The organism is Opitutia bacterium ISCC 52 (assembly GCA_014529675.2).
Classification (GTDB): domain Bacteria; phylum Verrucomicrobiota; class Verrucomicrobiia; order Opitutales; family UBA2995; genus UBA2995.
Genome location: CP076040.1, coordinates 1,604,987 through 1,628,749 on the forward strand (window position 1 = coordinate 1,604,987; position 23,763 = coordinate 1,628,749).

At 47.2% G+C, this 23,763-nt stretch carries 19 protein-coding genes; 12 read left to right on the forward strand and 7 right to left on the reverse strand.

Going from position 1 to position 23,763, the window contains the following annotated elements; translation table 11 throughout:
- The first annotated feature begins 132 nt into the window (after positions 1 to 132).
- From GA003_06930 to aroE, 4 genes are all read left to right on the forward strand, one after another.
- The gene (locus GA003_06930; protein ID QXD29699.1) at positions 133 to 453 is read left to right on the forward strand and encodes a response regulator; all 321 of its coding nucleotides are present in this window, start codon (positions 133 to 135) and stop codon (positions 451 to 453) included.
- Positions 454 to 807: 354 nt separating this feature from the next.
- Complete coding sequence (locus GA003_06935; GenBank protein ID QXD29700.1) at positions 808 to 1,152, forward strand: biopolymer transporter ExbD; 345 nt, start codon at positions 808 to 810, stop codon at positions 1,150 to 1,152.
- A gap of 69 nt (positions 1,153 to 1,221) precedes the next feature.
- The gene (locus tag GA003_06940; protein QXD29701.1) at positions 1,222 to 2,853 is read left to right on the forward strand and encodes an ATP-binding cassette domain-containing protein; all 1,632 of its coding nucleotides are present in this window, start codon (positions 1,222 to 1,224) and stop codon (positions 2,851 to 2,853) included.
- 52 nt (positions 2,854 to 2,905) lie between these two features.
- Complete coding sequence (gene aroE / locus GA003_06945; GenBank protein QXD29702.1) at positions 2,906 to 3,766, forward strand: shikimate dehydrogenase; 861 nt, start codon at positions 2,906 to 2,908, stop codon at positions 3,764 to 3,766.
- Positions 3,767 to 3,822: 56 nt separating this feature from the next.
- Here the strand turns inward: aroE and GA003_06950 are convergent, their stop codons facing one another.
- The 5 genes from GA003_06950 to GA003_06970 all read right to left on the reverse strand — a co-directional run bounded on the left by GA003_06950 (position 3,823) and on the right by GA003_06970 (position 8,524).
- Positions 3,823 to 4,170, reverse strand: a complete 348-nt coding sequence (locus GA003_06950) for an RNA-binding protein (protein QXD29703.1) — start codon at positions 4,168 to 4,170, stop codon at positions 3,823 to 3,825.
- 187 nt (positions 4,171 to 4,357) lie between these two features.
- Positions 4,358 to 6,487 carry a PQQ-binding-like beta-propeller repeat protein gene (locus GA003_06955; protein QXD29704.1) on the reverse strand — a complete coding sequence of 710 codons (2,130 nt, stop codon included), beginning with the start codon at positions 6,485 to 6,487 and terminating at the stop codon, positions 4,358 to 4,360.
- Between the two features lie 5 nt (positions 6,488 to 6,492).
- On the reverse strand, positions 6,493 to 7,227 hold the full coding sequence (locus GA003_06960; protein QXD29705.1) for a Bax inhibitor-1/YccA family protein: 735 nt from the start codon (positions 7,225 to 7,227) through the stop codon (positions 6,493 to 6,495).
- 42 nt (positions 7,228 to 7,269) lie between these two features.
- Positions 7,270 to 8,085 (reverse strand): protein phosphatase 2C domain-containing protein, encoded by an 816-nt coding sequence (locus GA003_06965; protein QXD29706.1) that lies wholly within the window; start codon positions 8,083 to 8,085, stop codon positions 7,270 to 7,272.
- Positions 8,078 to 8,524, reverse strand: coding sequence for a serine/threonine protein phosphatase (locus tag GA003_06970; protein QXD29707.1), 447 nt, complete (start codon positions 8,522 to 8,524; stop codon positions 8,078 to 8,080). The genes GA003_06965 and GA003_06970 overlap by 8 nt, the downstream gene beginning before the upstream one ends.
- A gap of 188 nt (positions 8,525 to 8,712) precedes the next feature.
- On the opposite strand from GA003_06970, the gene GA003_06975 reads away from it, so the two are divergent.
- From GA003_06975 to GA003_06995, 5 genes are all read left to right on the forward strand, one after another.
- A complete protein-coding gene (locus tag GA003_06975) occupies positions 8,713 to 9,723 on the forward strand; it encodes a glutamine synthetase beta-grasp domain-containing protein (GenBank protein ID QXD29708.1) in 1,011 nt (336 codons plus the stop codon).
- A 129-nt stretch (positions 9,724 to 9,852) separates the two neighbouring features.
- The gene (locus GA003_06980; GenBank protein QXD29709.1) at positions 9,853 to 11,172 is read left to right on the forward strand and encodes a hypothetical protein; all 1,320 of its coding nucleotides are present in this window, start codon (positions 9,853 to 9,855) and stop codon (positions 11,170 to 11,172) included.
- A gap of 637 nt (positions 11,173 to 11,809) precedes the next feature.
- Positions 11,810 to 12,772, forward strand: coding sequence for a mannonate dehydratase (locus tag GA003_06985; GenBank protein QXD30360.1), 963 nt, complete (start codon positions 11,810 to 11,812; stop codon positions 12,770 to 12,772).
- Positions 12,773 to 12,841: 69 nt separating this feature from the next.
- On the forward strand, positions 12,842 to 14,296 hold the full coding sequence (locus GA003_06990; GenBank protein QXD29710.1) for a sulfatase-like hydrolase/transferase: 1,455 nt from the start codon (positions 12,842 to 12,844) through the stop codon (positions 14,294 to 14,296).
- 328 nt (positions 14,297 to 14,624) lie between these two features.
- The gene (locus tag GA003_06995) at positions 14,625 to 15,731 is read left to right on the forward strand and encodes a fatty acid desaturase (protein ID QXD29711.1); all 1,107 of its coding nucleotides are present in this window, start codon (positions 14,625 to 14,627) and stop codon (positions 15,729 to 15,731) included.
- Position 15,732: 1 nt separating this feature from the next.
- Here GA003_06995 and GA003_07000 read toward each other — a convergent pair whose 3' ends face one another.
- Both GA003_07000 and GA003_07005 read right to left on the reverse strand, forming a co-directional pair.
- On the reverse strand, positions 15,733 to 16,551 hold the full coding sequence (locus GA003_07000) for a class I SAM-dependent methyltransferase (GenBank protein QXD29712.1): 819 nt from the start codon (positions 16,549 to 16,551) through the stop codon (positions 15,733 to 15,735).
- Between the two features lie 18 nt (positions 16,552 to 16,569).
- Complete coding sequence (locus tag GA003_07005) at positions 16,570 to 17,247, reverse strand: hypothetical protein (protein QXD29713.1); 678 nt, start codon at positions 17,245 to 17,247, stop codon at positions 16,570 to 16,572.
- 345 nt (positions 17,248 to 17,592) lie between these two features.
- On the opposite strand from GA003_07005, the gene GA003_07010 reads away from it, so the two are divergent.
- The 3 genes from GA003_07010 (at position 17,593) to GA003_07020 (ending at position 23,760) form a co-directional block, all read left to right on the forward strand.
- The gene (locus GA003_07010) at positions 17,593 to 18,981 is read left to right on the forward strand and encodes an efflux transporter outer membrane subunit (protein QXD29714.1); all 1,389 of its coding nucleotides are present in this window, start codon (positions 17,593 to 17,595) and stop codon (positions 18,979 to 18,981) included.
- A 6-nt stretch (positions 18,982 to 18,987) separates the two neighbouring features.
- Positions 18,988 to 20,436, forward strand: a complete 1,449-nt coding sequence (locus GA003_07015; GenBank protein ID QXD29715.1) for an efflux RND transporter periplasmic adaptor subunit — start codon at positions 18,988 to 18,990, stop codon at positions 20,434 to 20,436.
- Between the two features lie 105 nt (positions 20,437 to 20,541).
- On the forward strand, positions 20,542 to 23,760 hold the full coding sequence (locus tag GA003_07020) for an efflux RND transporter permease subunit (protein QXD29716.1): 3,219 nt from the start codon (positions 20,542 to 20,544) through the stop codon (positions 23,758 to 23,760).
- Positions 23,761 to 23,763 lie beyond the last annotated feature (3 nt).

A 23,763-nucleotide genomic window follows, 5' to 3' on the forward strand; every position in this document is an offset into this window, starting at 1 on the left:
ATCGTCTCCTTCTGAATGGAATAAGCGGGAAGCCACTCAAAGGCCGCATCCGAAACAAGACCTCAATTTCGATCTTTTGATTGGAAGCGGTACACCATCTTAGTCGTTGAGGATGAGTATTCGAATGTCGAAGTGATCAAAGCGTTTTTAACCCCGACCGCAGCGAAGGTTGTCTACGCCGAAGATGGAGACCAGGCAGTATCGCGTGTAAAGTCTGATTCATCCATCGATCTGGTGCTAATGGACTTGAAGCTGCCCATTATGGACGGCATTACGGCAACCGAAGCCATTCGTGTATTCAATAGGGATGTGCCCATTATTGCACAGACTGCCTTCGGGGTGAGTCATGAACGGATGGAAACTTTGAAATGCGGCTTCAACGACTACGTAACAAAACCCCTCGATCGGGAGCGTCTCTTGAGCTCGATAGATCATCATTTGAAGCAGCATTAGCTTCGATTGAGATAAAAGAGGCGGCGCAAACCATTTCTGGCTGCGCCGCTTGTTACCTTAGGAATTTTCCAATTCCATACTAGAAAGTGTTTGAGGGGTCGTTTTACGAGGGTTGGTAAAGAGGGATGAGGGCAGATTGAAGCTTTCGTTCTATCTGTTTATTGAATGCGAAAGTTTACAGTAAATGTGTAGGGGATCAAGTTGTTAATTCTATAATTATAAATTAATCACTTTTGTAAAACCGATAAAAGACGCTAAGAATTATGTCCACTCTTCCGTTTATTCAACATGTTCCGATGTGCGATAAACAAAGAGTCTGGTTCGGTAAAAGTAAACATATCTCCCATGATCGATATGGTTTTTATATTACTGATTGTCTTCGTTGTAGCGGCCGTCTTTGTTGAAGAAATTGGCTTTGAAGCAACGACCCCAAGTGGAGTACCTGGTTTACGCCAGGAAGTAACGCCTCCCATGGGTGTTCGCATTGATGAGAAAAACCTTATTTACCTGGAGCAGAAGCTTTCATCGTTAAATTCAATACGTTCGAAAGTCGCACAACGCCTGAGTGTGAGTCCTGAATTGGATGTGATTGTTCGAGCAGCCCCCTTGACTGATGCCGGTATAATGGTGTCAGTATTAGATCAAGTTCGTTTTGGAGGAGTCGACCTCATCAGTCTTTCAGTGGATGCTGAGGAGTAGCCGACCCTGGTTTGGCTGCGTTTCGGTGTTGATATCGTAGAAATCCTTCGTAGGGTCCTGCCGTTTTCTATGATCGAAATACAAGAAGTCTTTCTCCAGTACGGCCCAAAGGTGCTGTTTAATAATATTTCCTCAGTAATCGGGACGCGTGATCGCATTGGCCTGGTGGGATCCAACGGTGCGGGAAAGTCTACTCTAATCAAGCTCCTGCTTGGTGAAACAGAAGCCGACAAGGGCAATATTGTTCAGCCCAGTTATGTCTCTCTTGGTTACTTGCCTCAGGATGGCATCGAAGTTTCTGGCAGGACTTTATACCAGGAAGTTGAAACCGCCTTTGAAGATATGCTTTCGCTTCAAGGGAAGATCGATGAAGCCGATGCTCAGATGCTCGAGATGGATACTTCTTCAGAGGAGTACTATGAACTGATCGATATGATTGGGGAGTGGGAACACAAACTCGAGGAGCATGAGCCGGAAAAGATGAAGTCCAATATTGAGAAAATGCTCTTGGGACTCGGCTTTGGAATGTCTGATTTGGATCGGGACACGGGAGAGTTTTCCGGGGGTTGGCAGATGCGCATTGCTCTAGCCAAACTCCTGCTCAAAGAGCCGTCGTTGTTGCTTTTAGATGAGCCTACTAACCATTTGGATATCCTGTCCCAGTTTTGGTTGGAGCAGTACCTCATTCGCTATGAGGGATCTATCATGGTCATCTCTCACGATAGAGCCTTTCTGGATGCTATCACGAACCGCACACTTCATTTAAGTATGGGGGAGATGAACTCCTACTCTGGAAATTACTCTTTTTATGAGAAGGAAAGTCAGGCGCATAAAGACCAATTGCGCAAGGCGCGTGACAATCAGGACAAGGAAATCGCTCGTCAGAAAGAGTTTATTAATAAATTTCGTTCCAACGGTAAAAAAGCATCCATAGTGCAGAGTCGTATCAAGGCGCTTGACAAAATGGAGCGTATTCAATTGCCGAAGGAGGAGAAGAAAATGTACTTTCGTTTTCCAGAGCCTCCCATTGCCAGTGCTAAGGTAATTGAATTAGAACGGGTCACGAAGACCTATGGTGATATCCGAGTTTTCGATAACTTGGACTTCCATATCGAGAAGGGGGACCGAATCGCTATTGTAGGTGTAAATGGTGCCGGAAAATCTACCCTGGCAAGAATACTTGCCGGAGTGGAACCCTATCAGAGTGGTGAGCGCACCACGGGGATCAATACGGTGATTGCTTACTTCGCTCAGCAACAAACCAACGAATTGAATCCGGAGAATACGGTTCTGGAAGAGGTTCAAAAGGCCGCCTTCGATGCCAATAATCAGGAGACCAATCCGCGAGCTGTCCTAGGGGCTCTACTGTTTTCTGGTGACGATGCTCTGAAGAAGACCTCTGTCTTATCTGGAGGTGAGCGTAACCGGCTCGCGTTGGCAAAGATGCTTACCAAGAGGGCGAATGCCATTATCCTCGATGAGCCGACCAACCACTTAGACATTCGAAGTAAAGAAGTGCTTCAAGAAGCCGTTCAATTATTCAAGGGAACGGTCATTCTGGTAAGTCACGATAGAGACTTCCTGGACCCGCTGGTCAATAAAGTGCTGGAAGTTCGGAAGGACGGAACCCGGATGCTCACTTGTAATGTAAGTGAATATATTGCGCGTATTCAAGAGGAGCAGGCAGTGAATGCTCTCTGATTTTTAGACCTTATTATTGCATCCAGGCACTATGCCTTCCAAGGTTTCTTCAATGTCAGAAGAACCCAATTATAAAGTCGACCTAGTGGGTGTGTTTGGGCACCCCGTTTCTGAAAACCCAACTGTCCTCATGATTGAGGCCGCTTTCCGTGAGCTTGGCTTGAATTGGCGGTATGTGAATTTTGAAGTACTTCCTCAGGATCTGGAAGCCGCAGTTGCCGGTCTTCGAGCCATGAATTTTAAAGGCATCAATCTTACGATTCCGCACAAGGTGGAAGTGCTACAGTATTTAGATGAGATCGCGCCTGACGCGAAATTGATGGGGGCAGTGAATACTGTTCGTCGTGAAGGCGATCGATTGATTGGAGAAAATACAGATGGTAAGGGATTTCTTAGAAGCATCCGAGAAGATGCGGGGATAGATCCAGCAGGGAAGCGAGTTGTGTTTCTCGGTGCGGGCGGTGCTGCCCGGGCCATGACCGTTGAGATGGCTTTGGCTGGCGCGGAGAATATTATTATCGTAAACCGTTCCGCCAATCGTGGAGAGTCTCTCGCCCAATTATTGAATGATCAGACTCCCGCGGAAGCTCAGTTTGTTCATTGGGATCAAATCTTTTCTGTTCCTGAAGGAACTGATGTTTTAGTAAATTCTACTTCAATCGGGTTGTATCCGAATGTTGATGACAGGCCCGATATTGATTATGACTCGATTGCATCCAGCATGGTGGTGTGTGATGTCATTCCTAACCCTCCCCATACTCCATTTCTGCAAGAAGCTGAAAAAAGAGGAGCCAAGACATTGGATGGTCTTGGTATGTTAGTCGGGCAGGGTGCTATTGGTTTGAAGATGTGGACCGGGCACGACGCTCCGGTATCCGTCATGCGCAAAGCACTTGAAGAAGTATTTGGATAAAAAAAAGGCCCTCCCGATTGGGAGAGCCTTAAGAAAGTTGCGATTATTAATCGAGACTAGTAGCGGTTACCGCGATCGCGATCGCGTCCACCTCCACCTCCACGGTTATATCCGCCTCTTCCTCCACCGCCTCCGCCGCCGCCACCATGGCGTGGACGTTCTTGGCGAGGAGTGGCCTCGCGACAGTTCATGTTGCGACCTTGGAAGTCTTGATCGTGCAGGGCTTCAATTGCCTGCCTGGCCTCGTCATCATTGGTCATTGATACAAAACCAAATCCACGGGATCTTCCAGTGTCTCGGTCTGTAATGATTTTTGCAGATGTCACTTCACCATATTGGGCGAAAGCATCATTCAGGTCTTGGTCTTCTGCAGACCAAGGTAGATTTCCTACGTATATTTCCATCTTATTACACTTTGCGTCATTGTTAAAAACAGAACCGACTTACGACGCCAAAGACCGACTTCTGCCAAAGGGCTTTCAGTGCCCTTTCAATTTAAGGCTGCATTCATAGCCTGCTAATCTCCTATAGCAAGGTAAATAAAGGGCTTTGTTTGGCCTGTTTTGAGGGGTTTAAAAGGGTGGTTTTACCCTAGGGAAGCGAAAATGCGACATAGGCATCACCGCTCTTGGTCCCCAGCTTTCCACCGCCACAAGCAATGACTACATACTGTTTGCCGTCTACGGAGTAAGTGGCTGGTGTCGCATAGCCTGCTGCTGGTAGCTTCTGCTTAAAGAGCTCCTTGCCAGTAGCGGTATCGAAAGCGCGAAAGTTTTCATCCAAGGTAGCGGCTATAAATAGCACTCCTCCTGCGGTGACTACCGGTCCACCATAATTTTCAGATCCAGTGGGCGGGATACCTTGTTCTGTAAGTTCTTCAAATTCACCCAAGGTGGTTTTCCAAACGTATTCCCCTGTGTTCAGGTCAATCGCATTAAGGGTTCCCCAAGGTGGCTTTATGGCTGGGTAGCCATCAGAGTTTTTCCATTTATTGTAACCCGTGTGACCATATACGACCGGTACATCAGATGATTCGTTGTCAGCTGCCGTTCGATTAACGGACTCTGCTTCAGCTTCCACAAATAAGTATTTGATGAGGGCATCAAGATCTTTCTCAGGCAAGAACCCAAAGGAGGGCATGATTCCCGCTCCTTGTTGGATCTTTTCTCTCACTCCTGTTTGATCGAGGTTTTTCTCTGCCAGCTTGTTGGTTGTAAGAGGAGGGATGATTGTACCCTGATTTTCACTACCAAGTCTGTTTTGTCCATGGCAGGCAGAACACATTTGCAGGAATACACGTTCTCCATTGGAAGCTCCGTGGGTCGCATTAATCATGGTTAATATCCACGGCATTTCGTTGCTGTTTACGTATAGAATACCTTCAGGGTCAGTGGCTTGTCCTCCCCATTCGGCGGCTCCATCGAATCCAGGAAAAATGATGGTACCTTGTTCGCTCGGAGGAGTGAACGGCATGTGGGGGCGCAGCCGAATGAATTGGTCCTGTAGCTCTTTCTGCTTTTCTGGAAACAGATCATTCACCAGGTCATAAGACAACACCTGGCGGGCAAAGGGTTCCGGCTTGGTCGGAAGTGGTTGAGTAGGCCAGGCGCTTTCTCCAGCCAGATCAGAGGAGGGGTAGGGCTTCTCTTCGATGGGAAAGAGCGGTTCACCCGTCAGGCGATTGAATACGAATACATGGCCGGATTTGGTGCTTTGGGCTACGGCTGGAACCTTTTCTCCGTTCCTTGCGATCGTTAATAAGTTGGGCGGAGTGGGGAGATCTCTATCCCAAAGGTCGTGGTGAACAAATTGAAAGTGCCAGACTCGCTTACCAGTGCGGGCATCCAGGCATAGCAAGGTATTGGCGAAAAGGTTCTGGCCAATCCGGTCGGCTCCATAGAAATCAGCTGAGGCTGAGCCAGTGGGGCAGTAAACAAGCCCGTTCTTTTCGTCGACAGTCATGCCCGACCATACATTGGCCCCACCACTATTTAACCAGGCGTCTTTGGGCCAGGTTTCGTATCCATATTCTCCAGGGTGGGGAATCGTGTTGAAGCGCCAGACCTGTTTCCCGGTTACTATATTGTAGGCGCGAATGTGACCAGGAATGGCTGGTAGGCCTTCACTCATGCGACCCCCGATAATTATAAGGTCTTCAAAAACCGTTCCTGGAGTCCGGATAGTATAGGAAAGATTGTCGACATTACGTCCGAGGCCTTTTTTCAAATCAACTTTTCCTGCTTCTCCGAAACTTGAAATGAGTTTTCCTGTTTTTAGGTTGATCGCATATAGGTAATGACCGGTAGCAAAAAGAAGACGTTCATCACTCCCTTGTTTCCAATGGGCCAAGCCTCGATTTATATCTGGCTGAGAGGAGGTTGGCTTTTCTGAGGCAGGGCTAAACTTCCACAGCGCTTCACCGGTTGCCGCATTCAATGCAATTGCGGAGACCCCAGCGGTCGTTCCATAGAGTATCCCATCAATAATAAGTGGATTACACTGAATCTGAGAGCGGTTATCTTCCCTGGCATCGCCTGATTGGTAGATCCATGCCACCTTCAGCTGCTTCACATTCTCCGTATTGATCTGATCCAGCTCGGAATATTGGCTTGATGCCTTATCCCCGAGATAGACAGGCCAATCAACGTCGGCTGCCGAAAGGTATATTTGAAATGAAAAAACGAACGAGAGTGCGAGTAGTTTGATGGCTTTATGTAACATGTGTTTCAACGATTCCTTAGCTTAGACAGGAGTCTCAAAAATTCGATGTAGAGCCAGACCAGGGTGACCAGGAGGCCAAAGGCACCGTACCACTCCATGTATTTGGGGGCTCCTTGGGCTGCTCCTCGTTCAATAAAATCGAAATCAAGCACGAGGTTCAGTGCCGCGATAGCAATGATGACTAAGCTGATGCCGATACCAATGGGGCCACTGCCGTGGATGAACGGCATATTAATTCCGAAAAAGCCCAGGATGAAACTGGCCATGTAGACTAAGAAGACGGCTCCAGTGGCTGCGATAAGGCCCGTTCTGAATTTTTCAGTGACTTTAATCAGTCCTGCTTTGTAGGCGCCTAACATGGCGAATAGCGTCGCAAAGGTGAGTAAGGCGGCTTGAAAAGCAATGCCTGGATATTGCAATTCCATGAATGCGGAGAACGCGCCGAGGAAAACACCTTCAGCCAGTGCATAGAGCGGAGCGGTAAAGGGGGAGGCTTTCGGAGCAAATGCGGTTATGAGGGCAAAGATAAGTCCGACTATGGCGCCTCCGATCATCCAGGGCATCATGGCTGCGGTATCTCCAAAGCTGATCACCTTTTTCCAGGACCAGATAAAGGTCATGGTCAGGACAAGAAGCAGGATGAACGTTTTGTTAACGGTGCCGCCAACCGTCATCGTGTTTGTGCCCGTGTAGTCGACGCGGAAGGCTTTTTCGTTGAGGGTCGGATTACTTGTTCTCATGGATTGCTCGGTTTGGTTATTAGCTGACTTCGGGGTTCGTAATTAAGATATTGATACAATGATCGCGGTTAAATTGTCACGTCCGGATTCTTCCATTGAATCCTTTATCAGACGTTCGGATGGAGGAAGGTCCTGAAAACGGGCAGGGGGATTGCGGACCAACTCCTCGAGACGACGGTCCCAGATTCCATCATTTATACCATCGGAGTTGATAATGAATCGATCGCCTGTTTCATACCCAACCGCTCCTAGCTGAGGTTCAACTTCGTTGGATTTTCCTCCGAGTGATCTCCAGAGAATTTGTTTTTCAGGGTGAGTTCGGACCTCACGTTCGTTAAGTTTCCCTTTGCGATGTAATTCACCAGGATGTGTGTGATCGTGAGAGATCTGTTTCAAACCGCCATCTTTAGGTAAGTAATAGATGCGGCTGTCACCTACATGGGCGAAATACATCCATTCAGGAGTAAACCAGCATAGGCTCAGGGTGGCGCCCATATTGCGACACTCTTCGTAGTGAAAGCTCATGCTCGACATCTCCTTGTCCACTTCCTCAAAGAGTTCGGTCATGAAGTCGTGGTAGCCTTCGGAGAGTCCCATGGCTCCGAGTCGATGACTTTGCGGTAGGCGCCGGGTGATATAATCAATGGCGATTCGACTGGCAAATTCTCCCGCGTTGGCTCCTCCCATCCCATCACTCACGGCAAAGAGAAGATCTCCATCTTTTTCTAAGGAAGCTGACCCTTCTTTACCCAACAGGCGAACTTCCTGGCCCTGGATGTTAATTGCGAGAAAGGAGTCTTCGTTGTTTTTCCTGAATCTGCCGGGATGGGTCCCACCTGACCAGCTGATCTTATCCATGCTTTTCAGCCTCCCGTTGCTGCCTCATATGCTCTTCGGCATCCTCGATGGTGAGTCCTTCTCCGGTTTCCAAATTGGTTGAAAACTCGAAATCAATAACGCAAAAACAGCCTTTATGGGAATCGTAGGTAATGTTCCTGGCAAAGGCGTCTTCATGGTGAACGCCGTATTGTTCCAGGGATTTAAACATCTGTGAGACCTTTTCTTCGCTGATTTTTGGGGCCAGCTGTCCGCAATTGGTGGTTACGATGTAAAGTCGTTCGGGGTCGGATTCGAGCAATTTGGGCACAAATGTACAGCCTACGGCATCCAGGTATTTCAAAATCCTAACTTCGTTCTCGAAACGTTGCTTTGCAAGGGGGCCTTTGTAGCGTTTATGCACGCGTCCATCAAAGCCTATGTGAACTTCAGCTCTTTTCGTATCTTTAATTTCCCTCATCTACGATTCTTCAAACCCCTAATCAAAATTAGTTATTTCCCCCATTTTAGGCTTAGAATTACATTTTATATTGAAAATAGGCATATTATTTGCTCCCTCTCGTTCGCGTCCCTGAATTGACGATCTCCGTTCCGCGGTAGGCCAGAAGAACCAGGGCACTTTCAACTAAAAAATAAAACGACAAGATAATGCCGAAATACAAGCTTGAATACCTCTGGCTCGACGGATACCAACCCGTGCCGAACCTCCGTGGAAAAACAAGAATCGCTTCTGAAGCTCCAACTTCTGTGGAAGATTTACCTTTATGGGGATTCGATGGTAGTTCTACTCAGCAGGCCGATGGCAGCGACTCTGATTGCATGCTGAAGCCAGTAGCCCTATACCCTGACAGCGGACGGAATAATGCTTTCCTCGTAATGTGTGAGGTTACATTGCCCAATGGCGATCCACACCCAAGTAACAACCGTGCCACCATCCTTGACGATGAGAATGCATGGTTCGGACTCGAACAAGAGTACTTCCTTTTCCAAGATGGACGTCCGCTTGGATGGCCGGAAGATGGTTACCCAAGTCCTCAAGGACAATATTACACCGGTGTTGGATATGAAAACGTAGGTGATATTGCCCGCACGATTGTGGATGAGCACCTTGAGCTTTGTCTCGATGCGGGAATCAACCACGAAGGTATCAATGCTGAAGTGGCCAAAGGACAATGGGAATTCCAAGTTTTTGCCAAGGGGTCTAGGAAATGTGCAGACGATATGTGGGTAGCACGTTATCTTCTTGATCGTCTTTGCGAGCAATACCAAATCAGTGTGGAATACCACTGTAAGCCTTTCCAAGGTGATTGGAATGGTTCTGGAATGCACTGTAACTTCTCAACTGAGCATCTTCGTGAAGTGGGTGGTAAAGATTACTTCCTCGCACTCATGGATGCCTTTGAAAAGAACAAGGACGAGCACATTGCTGCTTATGGCCCAGACAATCATCTGCGTCTGACCGGTCTCCACGAAACTCAGTCTATCGACAAGTTCTCATGGGGAGTTGCTGACCGTGGTGCTTCTATCCGTGTGCCTCACGCATTTGTAAATGACGATTACAAAGGTTACCTCGAAGATCGACGTCCAAACTCACAAGGAGATCCATACCAGATCTGCTCACGTGTTCTTAAGACGATCGCCGAAGTTCCTACTTCGTAGTATTTACGATCGCTTTCAAAAGGCGTCCCATTGGGGCGCCTTTTTTTTGTGCACAGGTGAGCGACACTGTTTCTGAAAATTGCGTTGCCTTCCATAGGGGGAGCAAATTTCGTTCGCTTGAAATTGAACATGACTGAATCTGATTCCAGCCAACCGCTCACAAAATCGTTTCCGTTTTTTTGGATTCTGGTGGGAGCGTTTCCGGCCTTTCTGCCCTTGGTCCAATACTGGGGGGACTTCTCCAAATACTTCTATATGGGAGACGAATGGGCGCAGCTTCATCAGATAGATGCGTGGGGCTATTGGACCTGGGTGTTCAGTTTCTTTGGCGAGAATTTTATGCCAGTCTTTAAACTGGTTTGGTCAGCGATCCTCCTTCTGGGCGATGGGAGCTATTTCCTATTTGTCATTGTCCTGTTTCTTATGCACTGGTTGGTCGTATTTCTAGTGGGATACTTGTTGAGGCAATGGGGATTGAATGGGTTCGTCGTTCTTTTCTCTCAATGGGTAATGGCACTGAGTCATACTCACATCGAGATTATGATGCAGAGCGTACAGATGTCTAATTTGCTCTCCTACTCATTCTTGTTGTTACTTGCGATTTATGTGTCTGATCGTGTTCTGAATAAAAAAGAATTCACGAACTCTTCCTGTCTCGTGATTGCTATATTATCCTTGTTGGGAGCTTTAAGTTTTTCCAGAGGATTACTAAATGGGAGCGCCGTGTTTGCTACCTTTGCTTTATTTCGTCTGTTTAAGAAGCCGATCACTGAGCGGTGGCTGGCTCCCGCATTTGCAGCCTTGGTTCCATGTTTGGCTGTGGCTCTTTTGACTGCATTTGCAGTATTTGGGAAAACAGGGAGTAGTTTAAATGGACTGCAGATCTCTGAAGTAGGAAAGCACTTCTATTACCACCTCTCTTTGAATCCATTATTTCAGCAGTTAGGAGGCTTGGAAATCAGTCTTGGATTATCGGTGAAACTTCTGATTGCCAATCTTGTGATTTTGGCAATGGGCCTTCTGTATGCCCGTTCCAGGCTAAAGGGATTCGTTGTCTTTTTTGTGTTCTTTTTTGTGGGGAATGGACTTCTCTTGTCATCGGGACGAAGCCACACCTCGATTGATACCGTTGCAAGTTGGCGTTATCAGTACGGGGTCCTGCTCTGTTTTGCGCCGATTGTAGCCATCATACTTGACCGTTTACTTGGTTTGATTCGAATTTCAACCGTACGCCTAGCTCTACAGATTGTTATCATTTTGTGGATTTCAGGTCGAGTTTATGATCAATGGGAGTATCATTCACCAGTTTGGTCAGAATCCCGTGGCACTGAAATTCGTGAAGCTGCAGCTGCTGAGCATATTGATCCGGAAGCGATCTCCATTTCGTGCTTTCAAGGAGTTAATGACGAACGAGCCATAGAGCTCATTGAGAAATACGATCTTCATTGAGTCGCCCTGGTTTCTTTGATCAGTAAACCTCGAGATAGGGATTTTTCTTTAGCCAGATTTCTCATAGGCTGTGAGCCACCTTTACTCCGTTACCCTGGATCCTGCAATTACCGGTGATGACAGTGATGCTGACCGGAATGATCTGGTCTTGGTTCTTGAGCACACCTTCGGCGTGACACCTAACAGCAACGAATACAAAAACGTTCCTGTATCAGTAGTATTGGTACATCCTGGAACGAGCCAAGAGCATGCTGGGTTGATTTACTTGCGCCCAACCGATGCGTTGGATCTGGAGTTCTCCATCGAAGTTACAGACGATCTAGGGAACTGGTTGGCTGGCGACGACCATGTCGAGGTTGTTTCAGTTCTGGATAATGGGGATGGGACGGAGACAGTTACGGTAAGAGATAAAACATCATTGGCATCCGTGGGACGCTTCCTCAGGCTATCAGTGAATCGTATCACTGAAAAGTTACTATACCCCATGAATAACAAGTTATCCCGCAGAAATATCCTTAAAGCAGCCGGTGTTGCTGCTGTTGCTCCCATCTTTCCAGCCATCGTTGGTTGTAATAAAACCGAGAACGTCTCAAAGCCCTGGCCTATCTTGGAAAGAGATGATACCCCTAAATTGTGCATGGGCGCATCTCGCATTGCTGATATTGCAAGCATGCGAAGAATCAAACAATTGGGTGTGGACCACGTATTAATGGGAGGTCCCGCGCAACCATGGACGGAGGCTTCGTTAACTGAGATTATGGATCGCTTTTCGGCTCTGGGGCTGTCGGTCATCAATATGATGATTGGGGGATTTCCTAATGTCATCTATGGCCGCGAGGGAAGGGATGAAGAAATCGAAAAACTGCAAGCGTCTATCGTTGCTGCCGGGAATGTAGGCCTTCCGGTTATCGAGTACAACTTTTACGCTCACCGTTTAACTGAAGGTTACTTCGAGGTCGAAGGTCGGGGTGGGGCTGGATATACTGGTTATCGTTATGATGATGTGAAAGACCTACCGCCAATCCCCGAAAAGGGAGAACATGATGCGGAATCCTTATGGGCGAACTTAACTTACTTGTTGGAGGCGATCATTCCGATAGCAGAGAAGGCCGGAGTCCGGATGGCGCTACACCCTAACGATCCGCCGGTGCCTGTAAGTCGGGGCAATGATCAAATCGTAAAGAGTTTCGAAGATTGGAAACGACTGCTTGCTATTGTGGATAGTCCTTCCAATGGCATGACCTATCACAGCGGTGTGACCAGTGAGATCGACGTCGATCCAGTCGAGGTGTGTAAATACATGGGAGAGCGGGACCGCATAAATCACGTGCATTATCGCAATGTTGTGGTGCATAAGAAAGCGGTCGATTACGTGGAAGTGTTTCCCGACGAGGGAAAGACCGACATGTTTGCGGTGATGAATGAACTAGTGAATCAGGGCTATAATCTTGGTATCTATCCCGAGCATCCGCGATTGTTGGATTACGACTGGGGTAATCCGCTTACGACCAATTCATATCCAGGCGGAGGCGGATACGCTGGATTCGCTTACAACATCGCCTACGCTCGGGCTATGCTTCAGGCCGCACTCGGTCAGTGAGAATAAATCATTGATACCGTCCTCGTTTTTACGGCAGTTTAAGTGATTCTCGATTTGCCACTTCTAACCATGAATCTATTCCGTTTTCGCTTCTTCTTTGTATTCACGCTTGGTCTCACGCTCCTTTGTTGTGGACTAACCGGTGCAAACCACGGAGGAAAATCATCCAAGCCCAATATCATTGTCGTATTTATCGACGACATGGGGTGGGGCGACTTTTCCAGCTTTGGGAATACGGAAGCTGAGACTCCCCATATAGATCGCCTTGCTTCAGAGGGAATTGCCTTTGAGCAGTTTTATGTGAACTCACCCATCTGTTCGCCATCGCGGGTGGCTATATCGACCGGGACTTATCCGGCCAGATGGGGGATCACATCTTACCTCGCGCACCGAAAGTTGAATGCGGATCGAGGTATTAGAAACTGGTTGGATCTCGATGCTCCATTTTTGGCTCGTTTCTTAAAAGACGCTGGGTATGCGACTGGTCATTTTGGAAAGTGGCATATGGGCGGGCAGCGCGACGTTCATGAAGCTCCGCTCATCACGGACTATGGATTTGATGAATCCATCACAAACTTCGAAGGATTGGGTGCTCGAGTTTTGCCCCTGAAGTACTCTCCTGGAAACAAACCACCTGTCCAGCATAACCTGGGTTCGCACGAGCTTGGCCATGGTCCTATCATCTGGCACGATCGAGCCTACGTAACTGAGAAGTTTGCGGAGGCCGCTGTGAGTTTTGCCAAATTTTCAGCCTCACAGGATCAACCCTTTTACCTTAATCTCTGGCCGGATGATGTGCACACGCCGATGCATCCACCTTTGGAGGAATGGGGAGATGGAAGTGACAGGCATCTTTATCTCAAAGTGCTGGAGGCCATGGACGAGCAATTTACCCCTTTGTTTAACTTGATCCACGAAGACAAGAAACTGCGTGAAAATACCATCATCGTAGTTTGTTCAGATAATGGCCCTGAAGTCGGCTTTGGTTCTGCCGGTCATCTGCGTGGACACAAAGCTACACTGTTTGAGGGAGGGATTCGGTCCTCTTTGATTGTGTGGGCGCCTGGATTCATGGAAAGCGCAGTGCATGGCACCCGGAACGATTCCTCTGTCTTTTCGGCTATGGACTTGGTTCCTTCTCTTTTATCGATAGCTGGAGTAAGTGCAGAAGCCGACTTCGATGGTGAAAACTTGAAAGAAACGCTTCTGGGAAACTCTGATGCATCCCGATCTCAACCCCTCTTTTTTCGGCGGCCTCCGGATCGTGAAGATTTCAGGCACTACACCGAATTGCCAGACCTGGCTGTAAGGGAAGGGAAGTGGAAATTGTTTTGTGATTACGATGGTGGAAGTCCGGAGCTCTATAATCTTCAAGAAGACCCGTCAGAGACCTCCAACGTGATTTCAGAGAATTCCGAGGTCGCGGGCCGTCTCACCCATGCTGTTTTGCGATGGAACGCCTCTATGCCGAAGGATAAGGGCGAATCCCTTGGTCAATGGGCTAGAAAATCCAGGAAACAATAGCGGAAATCATCCTCTCGGATGGAATTTTCACCGAATTCTTGAGTAGTTGTTTGGAGCACATCGAAGTTAATAGAGGTAAATAATCATGCTTATAAATTGGCTGATCAGGCTGATGTCAGGTCTCGATTCTTTCAGGATTCCCTTTAAAATAGAACGCTCCAGCCGTTTTTTCTTATGAATTTTATTTGTGAGAATTTCTCCTCTGTAGGGTTGAAATTTCGATTAGGTTGTGTCCCTATTGGAACAGATCCATTTACTACTTGTTCTAAACTCTACTTGGTTAAGGTCATTTATATGACCCCTTGATTACATTTTTACTTAACGAAACATGCGTATTAAGCACTGGGACAATTTTGCCTTTATTGCGGGTTATCACCTGCTTTTGCTCCTTTTATTTCCTCTATTCATTAAGCACTTTGAGTGGTCAGCGCTCGTGCTATGTGGAGTGACCTATATCTTAGGGGGATTGGCGATCACAGCAGGATATCACCGCCTTTTTTCTCATCGGTCTTACAAAGCGAGTCCTTTTTGGGAGAACTTAAATCTGTTTTGCGCAACCTTGGCCGTAGAGGCTTCTGCCCTCCAATGGTCCAACGATCATCGTATTCACCATACTCATGTGGATACAGAGAAGGACCCCTACAATATTCATCGAGGTTTCTTTTATGCGCACGTTGGTTGGCTGTTTGTTCATCATGAGCCTATTCAGGATAAATTGGTGAAGGATTTGAAGAAGAACCCTCGGGTAATGTTTCAGTTTAACCACATGCTATCCATTTCGTTGATCTCCAATGGACTTGTTTTTGCAATTGGTTGCTTCTTTATGCACCCAATCGCTGCCTTGGTTGCTGGTGTATTACTACGTGTATTTTTAATCCATCATTGCACTTGGTTTATCAACTCATTGGCTCACATGTGGGGATCGAAAACCTATGCTAAAGAGCAGACCGCGGTGGATAATGGTATACTTGCACTGCTAACCTTTGGTGAGGGGTATCACAATTACCACCACGCCATGGCCAATGATTATCGTAATGGTATTAGATGGTATCACTTTGATCCGACCAAATGGCTCATTTGGACTTGCAGCAAAATTGGAATAACTTCGGACCTAAAACGTGTTCACAAAGTTCGCCTTCAGAAGCTGCTAGTAAGAAAAGATAAAGACCTGCTTCTCGAGCGTTTCAAAACTGAGATCGACGAGAAAACGATCGAACTTAAAAAGCGCGCCGAAGAGTTGGCTAAAACATTTGAGGACAAGGCTTCAGAAGTCTTACGCAAAGTCCGTGAGCTCAAAGATGCGACCGATGCCAAGCGCGCTGAATTGAAGCGTGAGATTCGTGAACTAAAGCGCGAACTTCACATTCACTGGAAAGAATGGATCGAGCTTACCCAGTATGTGGTAAGAAATTATCAGCTCTCTCACGCCCATTAGCTTAGGAGTCTCTTCGGAACGCATAAACGTCCTGGTGATTATCCCACCCGGCAGGCTCAAAACCTACGCATGACCAATCGCCGGCTTCCGCGGCGAGCTTTCTAATGACTGCGTCGCTGGTTAGGGAGATCCCATAGCCCTCTTTGCTTTTATTATATTCAGAGAAAGCAGCACCTGATTCTCGATAGCCTTGTAGGAGTTTCTCAACGAGATCCGGGGTTAAAGAATAATTGATTTCACCGCGTGTCAGAAGATTTTCAACGCGGATCCCATGACTGGTAAAAACGCACGTGCCCCCTGGGTTTAGATGCCGAAAGAAGAAGTGGAGCAGAGATGCTATTCCTCCTTTATCCAAATGCGTGATAAGTGAGCCGCACCAAATCAGGTCATGCCTACAATTGAGTTCTAGCTCGTCAAAATCTGGCCTGGAAGTCATCGTCTTGGCTTTAAAAATGCGGGAGCAGAATCGATTAGCTTTTTTATCCAGGTCGGCTCCTTCGATTTGAGCGTGCGGAAAGGCCGCTTTTAAGAAGCGCATCACACGACCATAGCCACATGGAAAGTCTAAGATAGAACTCGGGCTAGTTAATCCGGAAGAAGCAATCACTTGTTGGATACACTTCATTGCTGACAGGCCTACTTTCAAGTAATGCTCTCCGCCATCCGTAACATATCCGGATTCATTCTTATGAACTCGAGGAGATATTTGTCTGAGCCAGGTTATTTCCTCTGAACTATAATTCTCCTTCTCGAGAAGTTTATCTACTGCGTTTTGGAGTGTTGGCGACTTTAAGGACTTAAGCATGGTCGCAGGATGCATCCACCAAGGTGGGTTTCTTTATTTTAGGTGAGGTGTGAGCGCTTCGTTCCACACTTCATATCCGGCGTCACTCATATGAAGCATGTCGTCAGCGAACAAATCTAAATGGAACTTGCCATCCTCGTCAAAAAACCGATCACAGGCCTCTCTGATATAGCTTATTCGCTCATCCTTGATGGCTTCCATTTCCAGTAAATAATTGAAAGCAAGTTCGGTTTCGAAAATGGCAGCGCGTTTTGGACTGGGTCGAGATGCCAGAACTAATAGTCTTCCGTTTGGGACGCGTTTGAATAGCTGTTGCGTAAACTTCCTGAAATCTTCGATGACCTGCTGTGCGGGTTTTCGAGCCCATAGGTCGTTGCTTCCGCAATACATCACCGTAATGGCTGGTTCATACTGAAGCACCGTTTCTTCAATGTAGTGATTAAGGTCGGAGATCTGTGAGCCTCCAAATCCGCGGTTGAGAGCCTTGAGCCCGGGAAAGACTTTTGGAATGTTCAAGCGGCGAATGCTTGAGCTGCCGACAAAGACAATGCCGCCTTTACCATGAAAGTTCTCGGCATCATCCACCCCGAATTCAGCGATGGCCTTGGCGTAGCGCTTGGGATCTGGATCTGCAGCCCTTTGTGAGTAAAGAGGCTGCAGAATAAGCAAGGAAGTACAGAGGGCTAAGAATAGGCGAATCGAGAATTTCATAGGCTATTTCTAGCCTGTGATTTCGCAGTTCGTCGTCGAGGCAAAACACGGATTTTACGGTATGATTGGAACTAATATTAAAATCTTTTCATTTAAATAAATCCTAGGACTATAACACGTTGAAAATAAGATACTTACTTAACTCGTATTCTTAATTACAAATATTATTAATTGTTTGTAACCTAAGTTTGGAAGTCTACGTTTCAGAAACATAGACGAAATTGCGTTTAACCCTAGCCATCTCTGATATACCTGATGCCAAAACATCATTCTTTGTACCCAGACATTTGTTTGGATAACAGCTCACATGCTGAACGGAGTATAAAACTTGCCCTTACGGTAGCCTTGTCTTCCCTGTTGCTACTCAGTGGGTGTGTTACGAAATCTCCACCAAACCAGTCCGATAAATTGGATATTACCGCCCCTGCCAGTTTCGTTTCCGATAACGACAGAGCTCCTTTCTGGAACGACGGGTGGATGCAGGATATCCAGGACCCCATGCTTCCTAAGATTATTGCTGAAGCATTGGAGCATAACTATAATTTAGTGGCCGCTGAAGGGCGTCTCGAAGCCGCACGTGCAACGGCTGTGATTCAGGGCTCTGGTAAATACCCCAGCCTGACACTCAATACCTCGGGAAACCGATCGCAGCGTAATAATGCGGGAGGGGTAGTTATCACGAGTAATCAGAGTAAGAATTTTGGTTTAAACGGAAGGACCAATTGGGAGTTGGATCTCTGGGGACGTGTGAGAGACCAAGCGTCTGCTGGTCTGGCTGACTATCAGGCTTCGGTTGAAGATTACCGGGATGCTCGTTTCTCAATAGCCGCCAATGTGGCTCGTGCCTGGTATCGGGCTATCTCTTCGGAGCTACAACTCCAGATATCCATTGAGAGCTTGGAAACCTTTGAGTCCAATTTAGAGATTATTGAGGAAAACTTTAAGCGAGGTATCGCGCGCGCGCTCGATCTTCATTTGATGCGGGCGAATGTCGCCAATTCTAAGAGTAGTTATGAGACTCGTCTGAGAGCTTTCGAAGGTGATCGCCGAACGCTTGAAATTCTTCTCGGGAGATATCCTGCGAATGAGATAGCGATCGCCAAAGAATTGCCGCAGATAAAGAAGTCGATTCCTGTGGGGCTTCCCGATGATCTCCTGAATCGTCGTCCCGACATCCGTTCTGCTGAACGCCGGTTGGCTGCAGACTCGAAGGGTGTCGATGTCGCGAAGAAAGCGCTGTTACCAGGAATTAATCTTAATGGAAGCTATGGAACGAGCACCCGGGAATTTGATCTTCTAACAGATGAACGATTTAAAGTTTGGAGCTATGGTTACAATATAAGTCTTCCGGTGCTCCAAGGTGGACGAATCAACGCGACCAAGGATCGAACCTATGCTGTCTATAAGCAATCACTGGCCAACTATCATCAATCGGTCTTGAGAGCTTTTGAAGAAGTTGAAACTTCGCTTTCAGATGAAGACTCTCTTTTCCGTGATGAAGAAGCGCTTCGTGAGACGGTCGTGGAATACAATGCGGCGGTTGATTTAGCCTGGGAACAATACAATCGAGGCTTGGTTGATATTATCACCGTCCTGGATTCCCAGCGTCGCCTCTTCAATGCCGAACGCTCTCTAATTGTTATCAGCAACCAAAGAATTCAAAGTCGAATCGGACTCTACCTGGCCTTGGGTGGAGGATTCGTTGACGAGGAAGAGGAACCCGAAACTTATTAATTTCCCATGAAAATACTCAGAATCTTATTACCCTTAGTTATCCTTGGTGGAGCTGGCTTTCTCGCCTACTGGATCATCTCTACGAAGCCGGAGCCACGGCAAAGAAACTTTACACCGGGTGCCACGCAAGTGGAGGTGTTCGTTCTTAAGCCGAGTAGCTACCAGGTAGAACTGGAAACGCAGGGCACGGTGCGAGCACGCACTGAAAGTACCCTGATTCCCGAAGTGCGTGGTCGTATCCTGGAGATCGGAGCTAACTTCCGTGAAGGTGCTTTCTTTGAAGAAGGGGATGTGCTCATGCGAATTGATCCCCGCGATTATCAAACCGAGCTGGTGGTTGCGGATGCAAACCTGGCTCAAATGCAACTGGCATTGAGTGAAGAAGAGGCTCGTGCGGAACAAGCTTACGAAGACTGGATACGTCTGGGGCTTGGTGAGGAACCTGGAGAATTGGTGCTTCGTACTCCACAGCTCAAACGAGCCAAAGCGAATGTATCTTCCTCTGAAGCTCGCCTGGAAACAGCCAAGCGCAATCTTGAGAAGACTGAAATTAAAGCCCCTTACGCAGGAAGAATTCTTACCAAGAACGTAGATGTGGGGCAGTATGTTTCTCCTGGAAATCAAATGGCTGAAATTTATGCCGTCGATTTTGCTGAGGTGCGCTTGCCGCTTACAGAAACTCAACTTACGTTTTTAGACTTACCAGAAATCTATCGCGGAGAGCAGCCTAACTTCAGAGATGGACCCAATGTGGTTCTTTCTTCGAACGTTGCCGACAAAACGCATGATTGGAATGGACGCATCACGAGAGCAGAAGGTAGTTTCGATACCCGTACGCGTCAGTTATTTATCATTGCGCAAGTCCGCAATCCGTATGGTCGGACTGATGACGAAAAGCCACCTCTAAAAGTGGGCTCCTTTGTGAAGGCAAAGATTCGTGGTGCCGTTCTTGAAAACGTGTTTGTGGTACCACGCCGTTTGCTTCGGGAAAACTCCTTTCTGTTAACGGTAGATGAGAATGATACGCTCCGTCGCAAAACAGTGGATATTGTTTGGCAGAATGATTCATCGATTATTGTGAATGGTGGATTGGAGCCAGGAGACAGGATTTGTTTAACCGACGTTCCATTTGCACTTGAAGCCTTACCAGTAGAAGCTACCGAATTGGACAAGCTTCCCTTTGAAGTTGAAAAGGTGGATGTAGAAGCTGTCGTGGCTCGCCGAGCGGCTGCCGCACCTCAAGGAGGAGCTGGCGGATTCTTAGGACAATTGATGTCGGCTATACCCGCAGACAAACCGATCCCCGCGGATTTAAAGGCCAAGCTGGAAGCTGCTTCTTCTGATCGCTCCAAGATGAGACCTGCCATGCAGGAGCTCCGCGCCTGGGCCGAGAAAGAAGGTATTGAACTGCCCGGTGGTGGTGGAGGCGGAGGTGGCCGAGGAGGTCGAGGCTAAATTTCCATTCTCCACATCTCATATTTTCAGTAAGTCTCCTATAGAAACAATTATGTCTCAGTCTTCGGATCAGAGTTAACCCTTACTTTAAGAACAATGCATGGAATGATCGCATGGTTTGCGCGGAACGGCGTAGCCGCAAATTTGTTAATGTTTGCAATTATAGCTGGAGGGTTTTGGTCCATAAAAGACAAAATTATTCTTCAAGAGTATCCTGAATTTCCACCGCGCGAAATTCGAGTTTCTGTTTCTTACAGAGGATCTACTCCTGGTGAAATTGAACAAGCCATTCTTACCCGGCTTGAGGAGGCTCTTTACGATATTGAAGGTATTGAAGAAATGGAGGGTCGCGCTAGTGGTAGTTCTGGAACTGTTACTCTGCTCATCGAAGACGGTTATAATTTAAGTGAAAAACTGGATGAAGTAACCAATCGAGTTTCTACGATTCGGACGTTTCCTCCAGAAGCGGAACGCCCTCAGATCGAATTGAGGTCACGGTCTGAGCGAGTTATCACGATGGTTCTTTCAGGCGAATTAAGTGAAAAGGATCTTACACGACTTGGAGAACAAATCCGCGATGAAGTTTCTAATGTCCCGGGTATTACTCTTGCATCCTTAAAGGCAGTTCGTCCCTACGAAATCGCCATCGAAATTTCAGAGTCTACGCTCAAGCAGTATGGTCTTACCTTCGATCAAGTTACTCGTGCGATTCGATCGTCGTCGGTTGATTTATCTGCCGGTAGTGTAAAAACGGAGACAGGCCGAATCTTACTCCGCACTAATCAACAGGCTTACGATTACGAAGACTACTCAGGAATTACTATTCTTACGCGACCTGACGGAACGAAAATTAAGGTGAGTGATGTCGCCAATGTTATTGATGGCTTTGACGAGACTCCGATTGTTGCTCGATATAATGGTGAGCGAGCCATTGCAATAGATGTATTCCGGACCGGGATGCAGAATATAATTGAGATTGGGGATGACGTTAAAGAATTCATTGCCATAAAACAACAGCAGTTACCCGAAGGCATTACCTTGGGTTACTGGTCCGATGATTCAGAACGAATTAAGGTACGCTTAGCTACACTTCAGGATAGTGCCATTTTTGGTTTTATTCTAGTTGTTATTATACTGTCTTTGTTCCTCCGGCCTACCTTGGCTTTTTGGGTCGCATGGGGTATTCCTATCGCTTTTGCGGGCACCTTCCTTTTGTTACCTTTCCTTGGACTTTCATTGAACGTAATCACCTTGATGGCATTCATCATGACTTTGGGGATTGTGGTGGATGATGCCATTGTTACGGGGGAGAATGTCTTTCAACATATGCAGCGTGGTGAAAAACCACTGGCCGCTTCGATCAAAGGTACTAACGAGGTTGCTATTCCTGTAATATTTGGAGTTATAACTACCATGGTGGCTTTCTTCCCGCTTGTCATGCAAGGAGGCACCGGTGGAAGTATTTATAAGAACATCCCCATGGTGGTGATTCCGGTACTGTTTTTCTCTTTGGTCGAGTCTAAATTGATTCTGCCGGCTCACCTAAAGCACTGCACTCACCTTGCTGACAAAACAACCAAACAAAATATATTTACAAAGTTCCAGCGTTTCTTTGCCGATGGTTTGGAATCGTTCGTTCTGAAATATTACCGACCTGCCTTGAATAAGGCTTTAATCAATCGGTATGTTTCATTATCCATCTTTATTGGACTGCTCGTGGTGTTCCTGGCTCTGGTTTTTGGTGATCGTATTGGTTACCGTCGCCGAACGAGCACTCCTCAGGATACCACGACTATCACTTTACTCATGCCTGCGGGCACCAACTTTGAGGTCACTCAGGAAAAGGTGGATATCATTGAAGCAGCTGCTTTGAAATTAAAGAAGGACGTCAATGAACGCTTTGATACCATTGTCATCCAAAACGTGTTTGCGACAGCTGGAGGACAACCCTTCGGTGATGGACGTCGTCGCGGTGGTGGGCCCTCGGCGGGCGTTGCTGAAATGGGTGAGATATTAATTGAGCTGACTCCATCTGAGACTCGCAGCGTTCAATACGGAGGTCGTGAGCTGGTATCCGAACTTCGGAATCTTGTTCCTCCAATGCCTGAAGCGGAAACTTTAAGTTTTTCATTCGAGCGGGGAGGAGGCCGAGCGGCAATGACCTTCCAAATTATTCATCCTGACGTGGATTTACTTAAGGAAGCTTCCGGTGATTTGCAGAGGAAGTTAGCATCCTTCGAGGGACTTTACGATATTTCTGATTCCTACGAACGGGCGAATGATGAATTTGAGTTGGATCTGAAGCCCGAGGCTGAGTACTTAGGCGTCACAGCTAGTAATCTTGCGCAGCAAGTTCGCACCGCATTTTTTGGATCCGAGGCACAACGCATTCAACGGGGTCGCGATGAAATTCGAGTCATGGTTCGTTATCCCGAGAGTGAGCGACGCTCCCTGGGGTCACTGCAAAGTATGATGATTCGCACCGCGAATGGGACCGAGGTTCCATTTGGGACCGTGGCCGATATTGTTCCCGGTAGAAGCTTACCATCCATTCAACGGATTGACCGAAAGCGGATTATTCAAGTTCAGGCTGATGGTGATACTGCAACATTGGATATTGAAGCCATTGAAGCCGAAATCCTGGACTCATACCTGCCTCAGTTGGCAGCAACCAAATATCCTGGACTCCAGTATGAAGTGAGCGGGAGGGCTGCTGAGGAGCGTGAGAATCAACGTCGGATGCGTATTGGTATTTACGTGATCTTAGCTGTGATTTACGCCCTGTTGGCGATACCATTTAGAAGCTACTTTCAGCCGATAATCGTTATGTCAGCCATTCCTTTTGGGGTGGTCGGTGCCATTTTGGGACACTACTTTATGGCCAAGATTTTTGGTTACAACAACGGTCAGCCGATTATTACCCAACAATCGATCTTTGGTATGATGGCTTTGTCTGGAGTTGTAGTGAACGATACTCTGGTGATGGTTCACTTCATGAATTCAAGAGTGAAGGAAGGTATGCCGCTTGAAGAAGCGGTACGTCTGGCAGGAGTACGACGCTTTCGTCCTATTTTGCTTACTTCCTTAACGACATTTTTCGGGCTTGCTCCACTCATGTTTGAAACAAGTCCACAGGCTGCAGTTCTTGTTCCTATGGCAATATCTTTGGCTTGGGGTATCGTCTTTGCGACTGCCATCACATTGATGCTTATTCCTGTGCTCGTGCTGGTGTATAACGATCTGCAAATGGCCTTCTATAAGCTCTACGATATTGATCCTCATGCTCACGATGATGATGAAGACGAAGCTTTGAGTCCTGCATGATGA

Coding starts and splice junctions, on each gene's coding strand:
- aroE (QXD29702.1), top strand. CDS start 2,906: ATGTCAGAAGAACCCAATTATAAAGTCGACCTAGTGGGTGTGTTTGGG.
- GA003_07005 (QXD29713.1), bottom strand. CDS start 17,247: ATGAAATTCTCGATTCGCCTATTCTTAGCCCTCTGTACTTCCTTGCTT.
- GA003_06965 (QXD29706.1), bottom strand. CDS start 8,085: ATGGATAAGATCAGCTGGTCAGGTGGGACCCATCCCGGCAGATTCAGG.
- GA003_06950 (QXD29703.1), bottom strand. CDS start 4,170: ATGGAAATATACGTAGGAAATCTACCTTGGTCTGCAGAAGACCAAGAC.
- GA003_06940 (QXD29701.1), top strand. CDS start 1,222: ATGATCGAAATACAAGAAGTCTTTCTCCAGTACGGCCCAAAGGTGCTG.
- GA003_06975 (QXD29708.1), top strand. CDS start 8,713: ATGCCGAAATACAAGCTTGAATACCTCTGGCTCGACGGATACCAACCC.
- GA003_06980 (QXD29709.1), top strand. CDS start 9,853: ATGACTGAATCTGATTCCAGCCAACCGCTCACAAAATCGTTTCCGTTT.
- GA003_06995 (QXD29711.1), top strand. CDS start 14,625: ATGCGTATTAAGCACTGGGACAATTTTGCCTTTATTGCGGGTTATCAC.
- GA003_06985 (QXD30360.1), top strand. CDS start 11,810: ATGGGCGCATCTCGCATTGCTGATATTGCAAGCATGCGAAGAATCAAA.
- GA003_07000 (QXD29712.1), bottom strand. CDS start 16,551: ATGCATCCTGCGACCATGCTTAAGTCCTTAAAGTCGCCAACACTCCAA.
- GA003_07020 (QXD29716.1), top strand. CDS start 20,542: ATGATCGCATGGTTTGCGCGGAACGGCGTAGCCGCAAATTTGTTAATG.
- GA003_06935 (QXD29700.1), top strand. CDS start 808: ATGGTTTTTATATTACTGATTGTCTTCGTTGTAGCGGCCGTCTTTGTT.
- GA003_06970 (QXD29707.1), bottom strand. CDS start 8,524: ATGAGGGAAATTAAAGATACGAAAAGAGCTGAAGTTCACATAGGCTTT.
- GA003_06960 (QXD29705.1), bottom strand. CDS start 7,227: ATGAGAACAAGTAATCCGACCCTCAACGAAAAAGCCTTCCGCGTCGAC.
- GA003_07015 (QXD29715.1), top strand. CDS start 18,988: ATGAAAATACTCAGAATCTTATTACCCTTAGTTATCCTTGGTGGAGCT.
- GA003_06990 (QXD29710.1), top strand. CDS start 12,842: ATGAATCTATTCCGTTTTCGCTTCTTCTTTGTATTCACGCTTGGTCTC.
- GA003_06955 (QXD29704.1), bottom strand. CDS start 6,487: ATGTTACATAAAGCCATCAAACTACTCGCACTCTCGTTCGTTTTTTCA.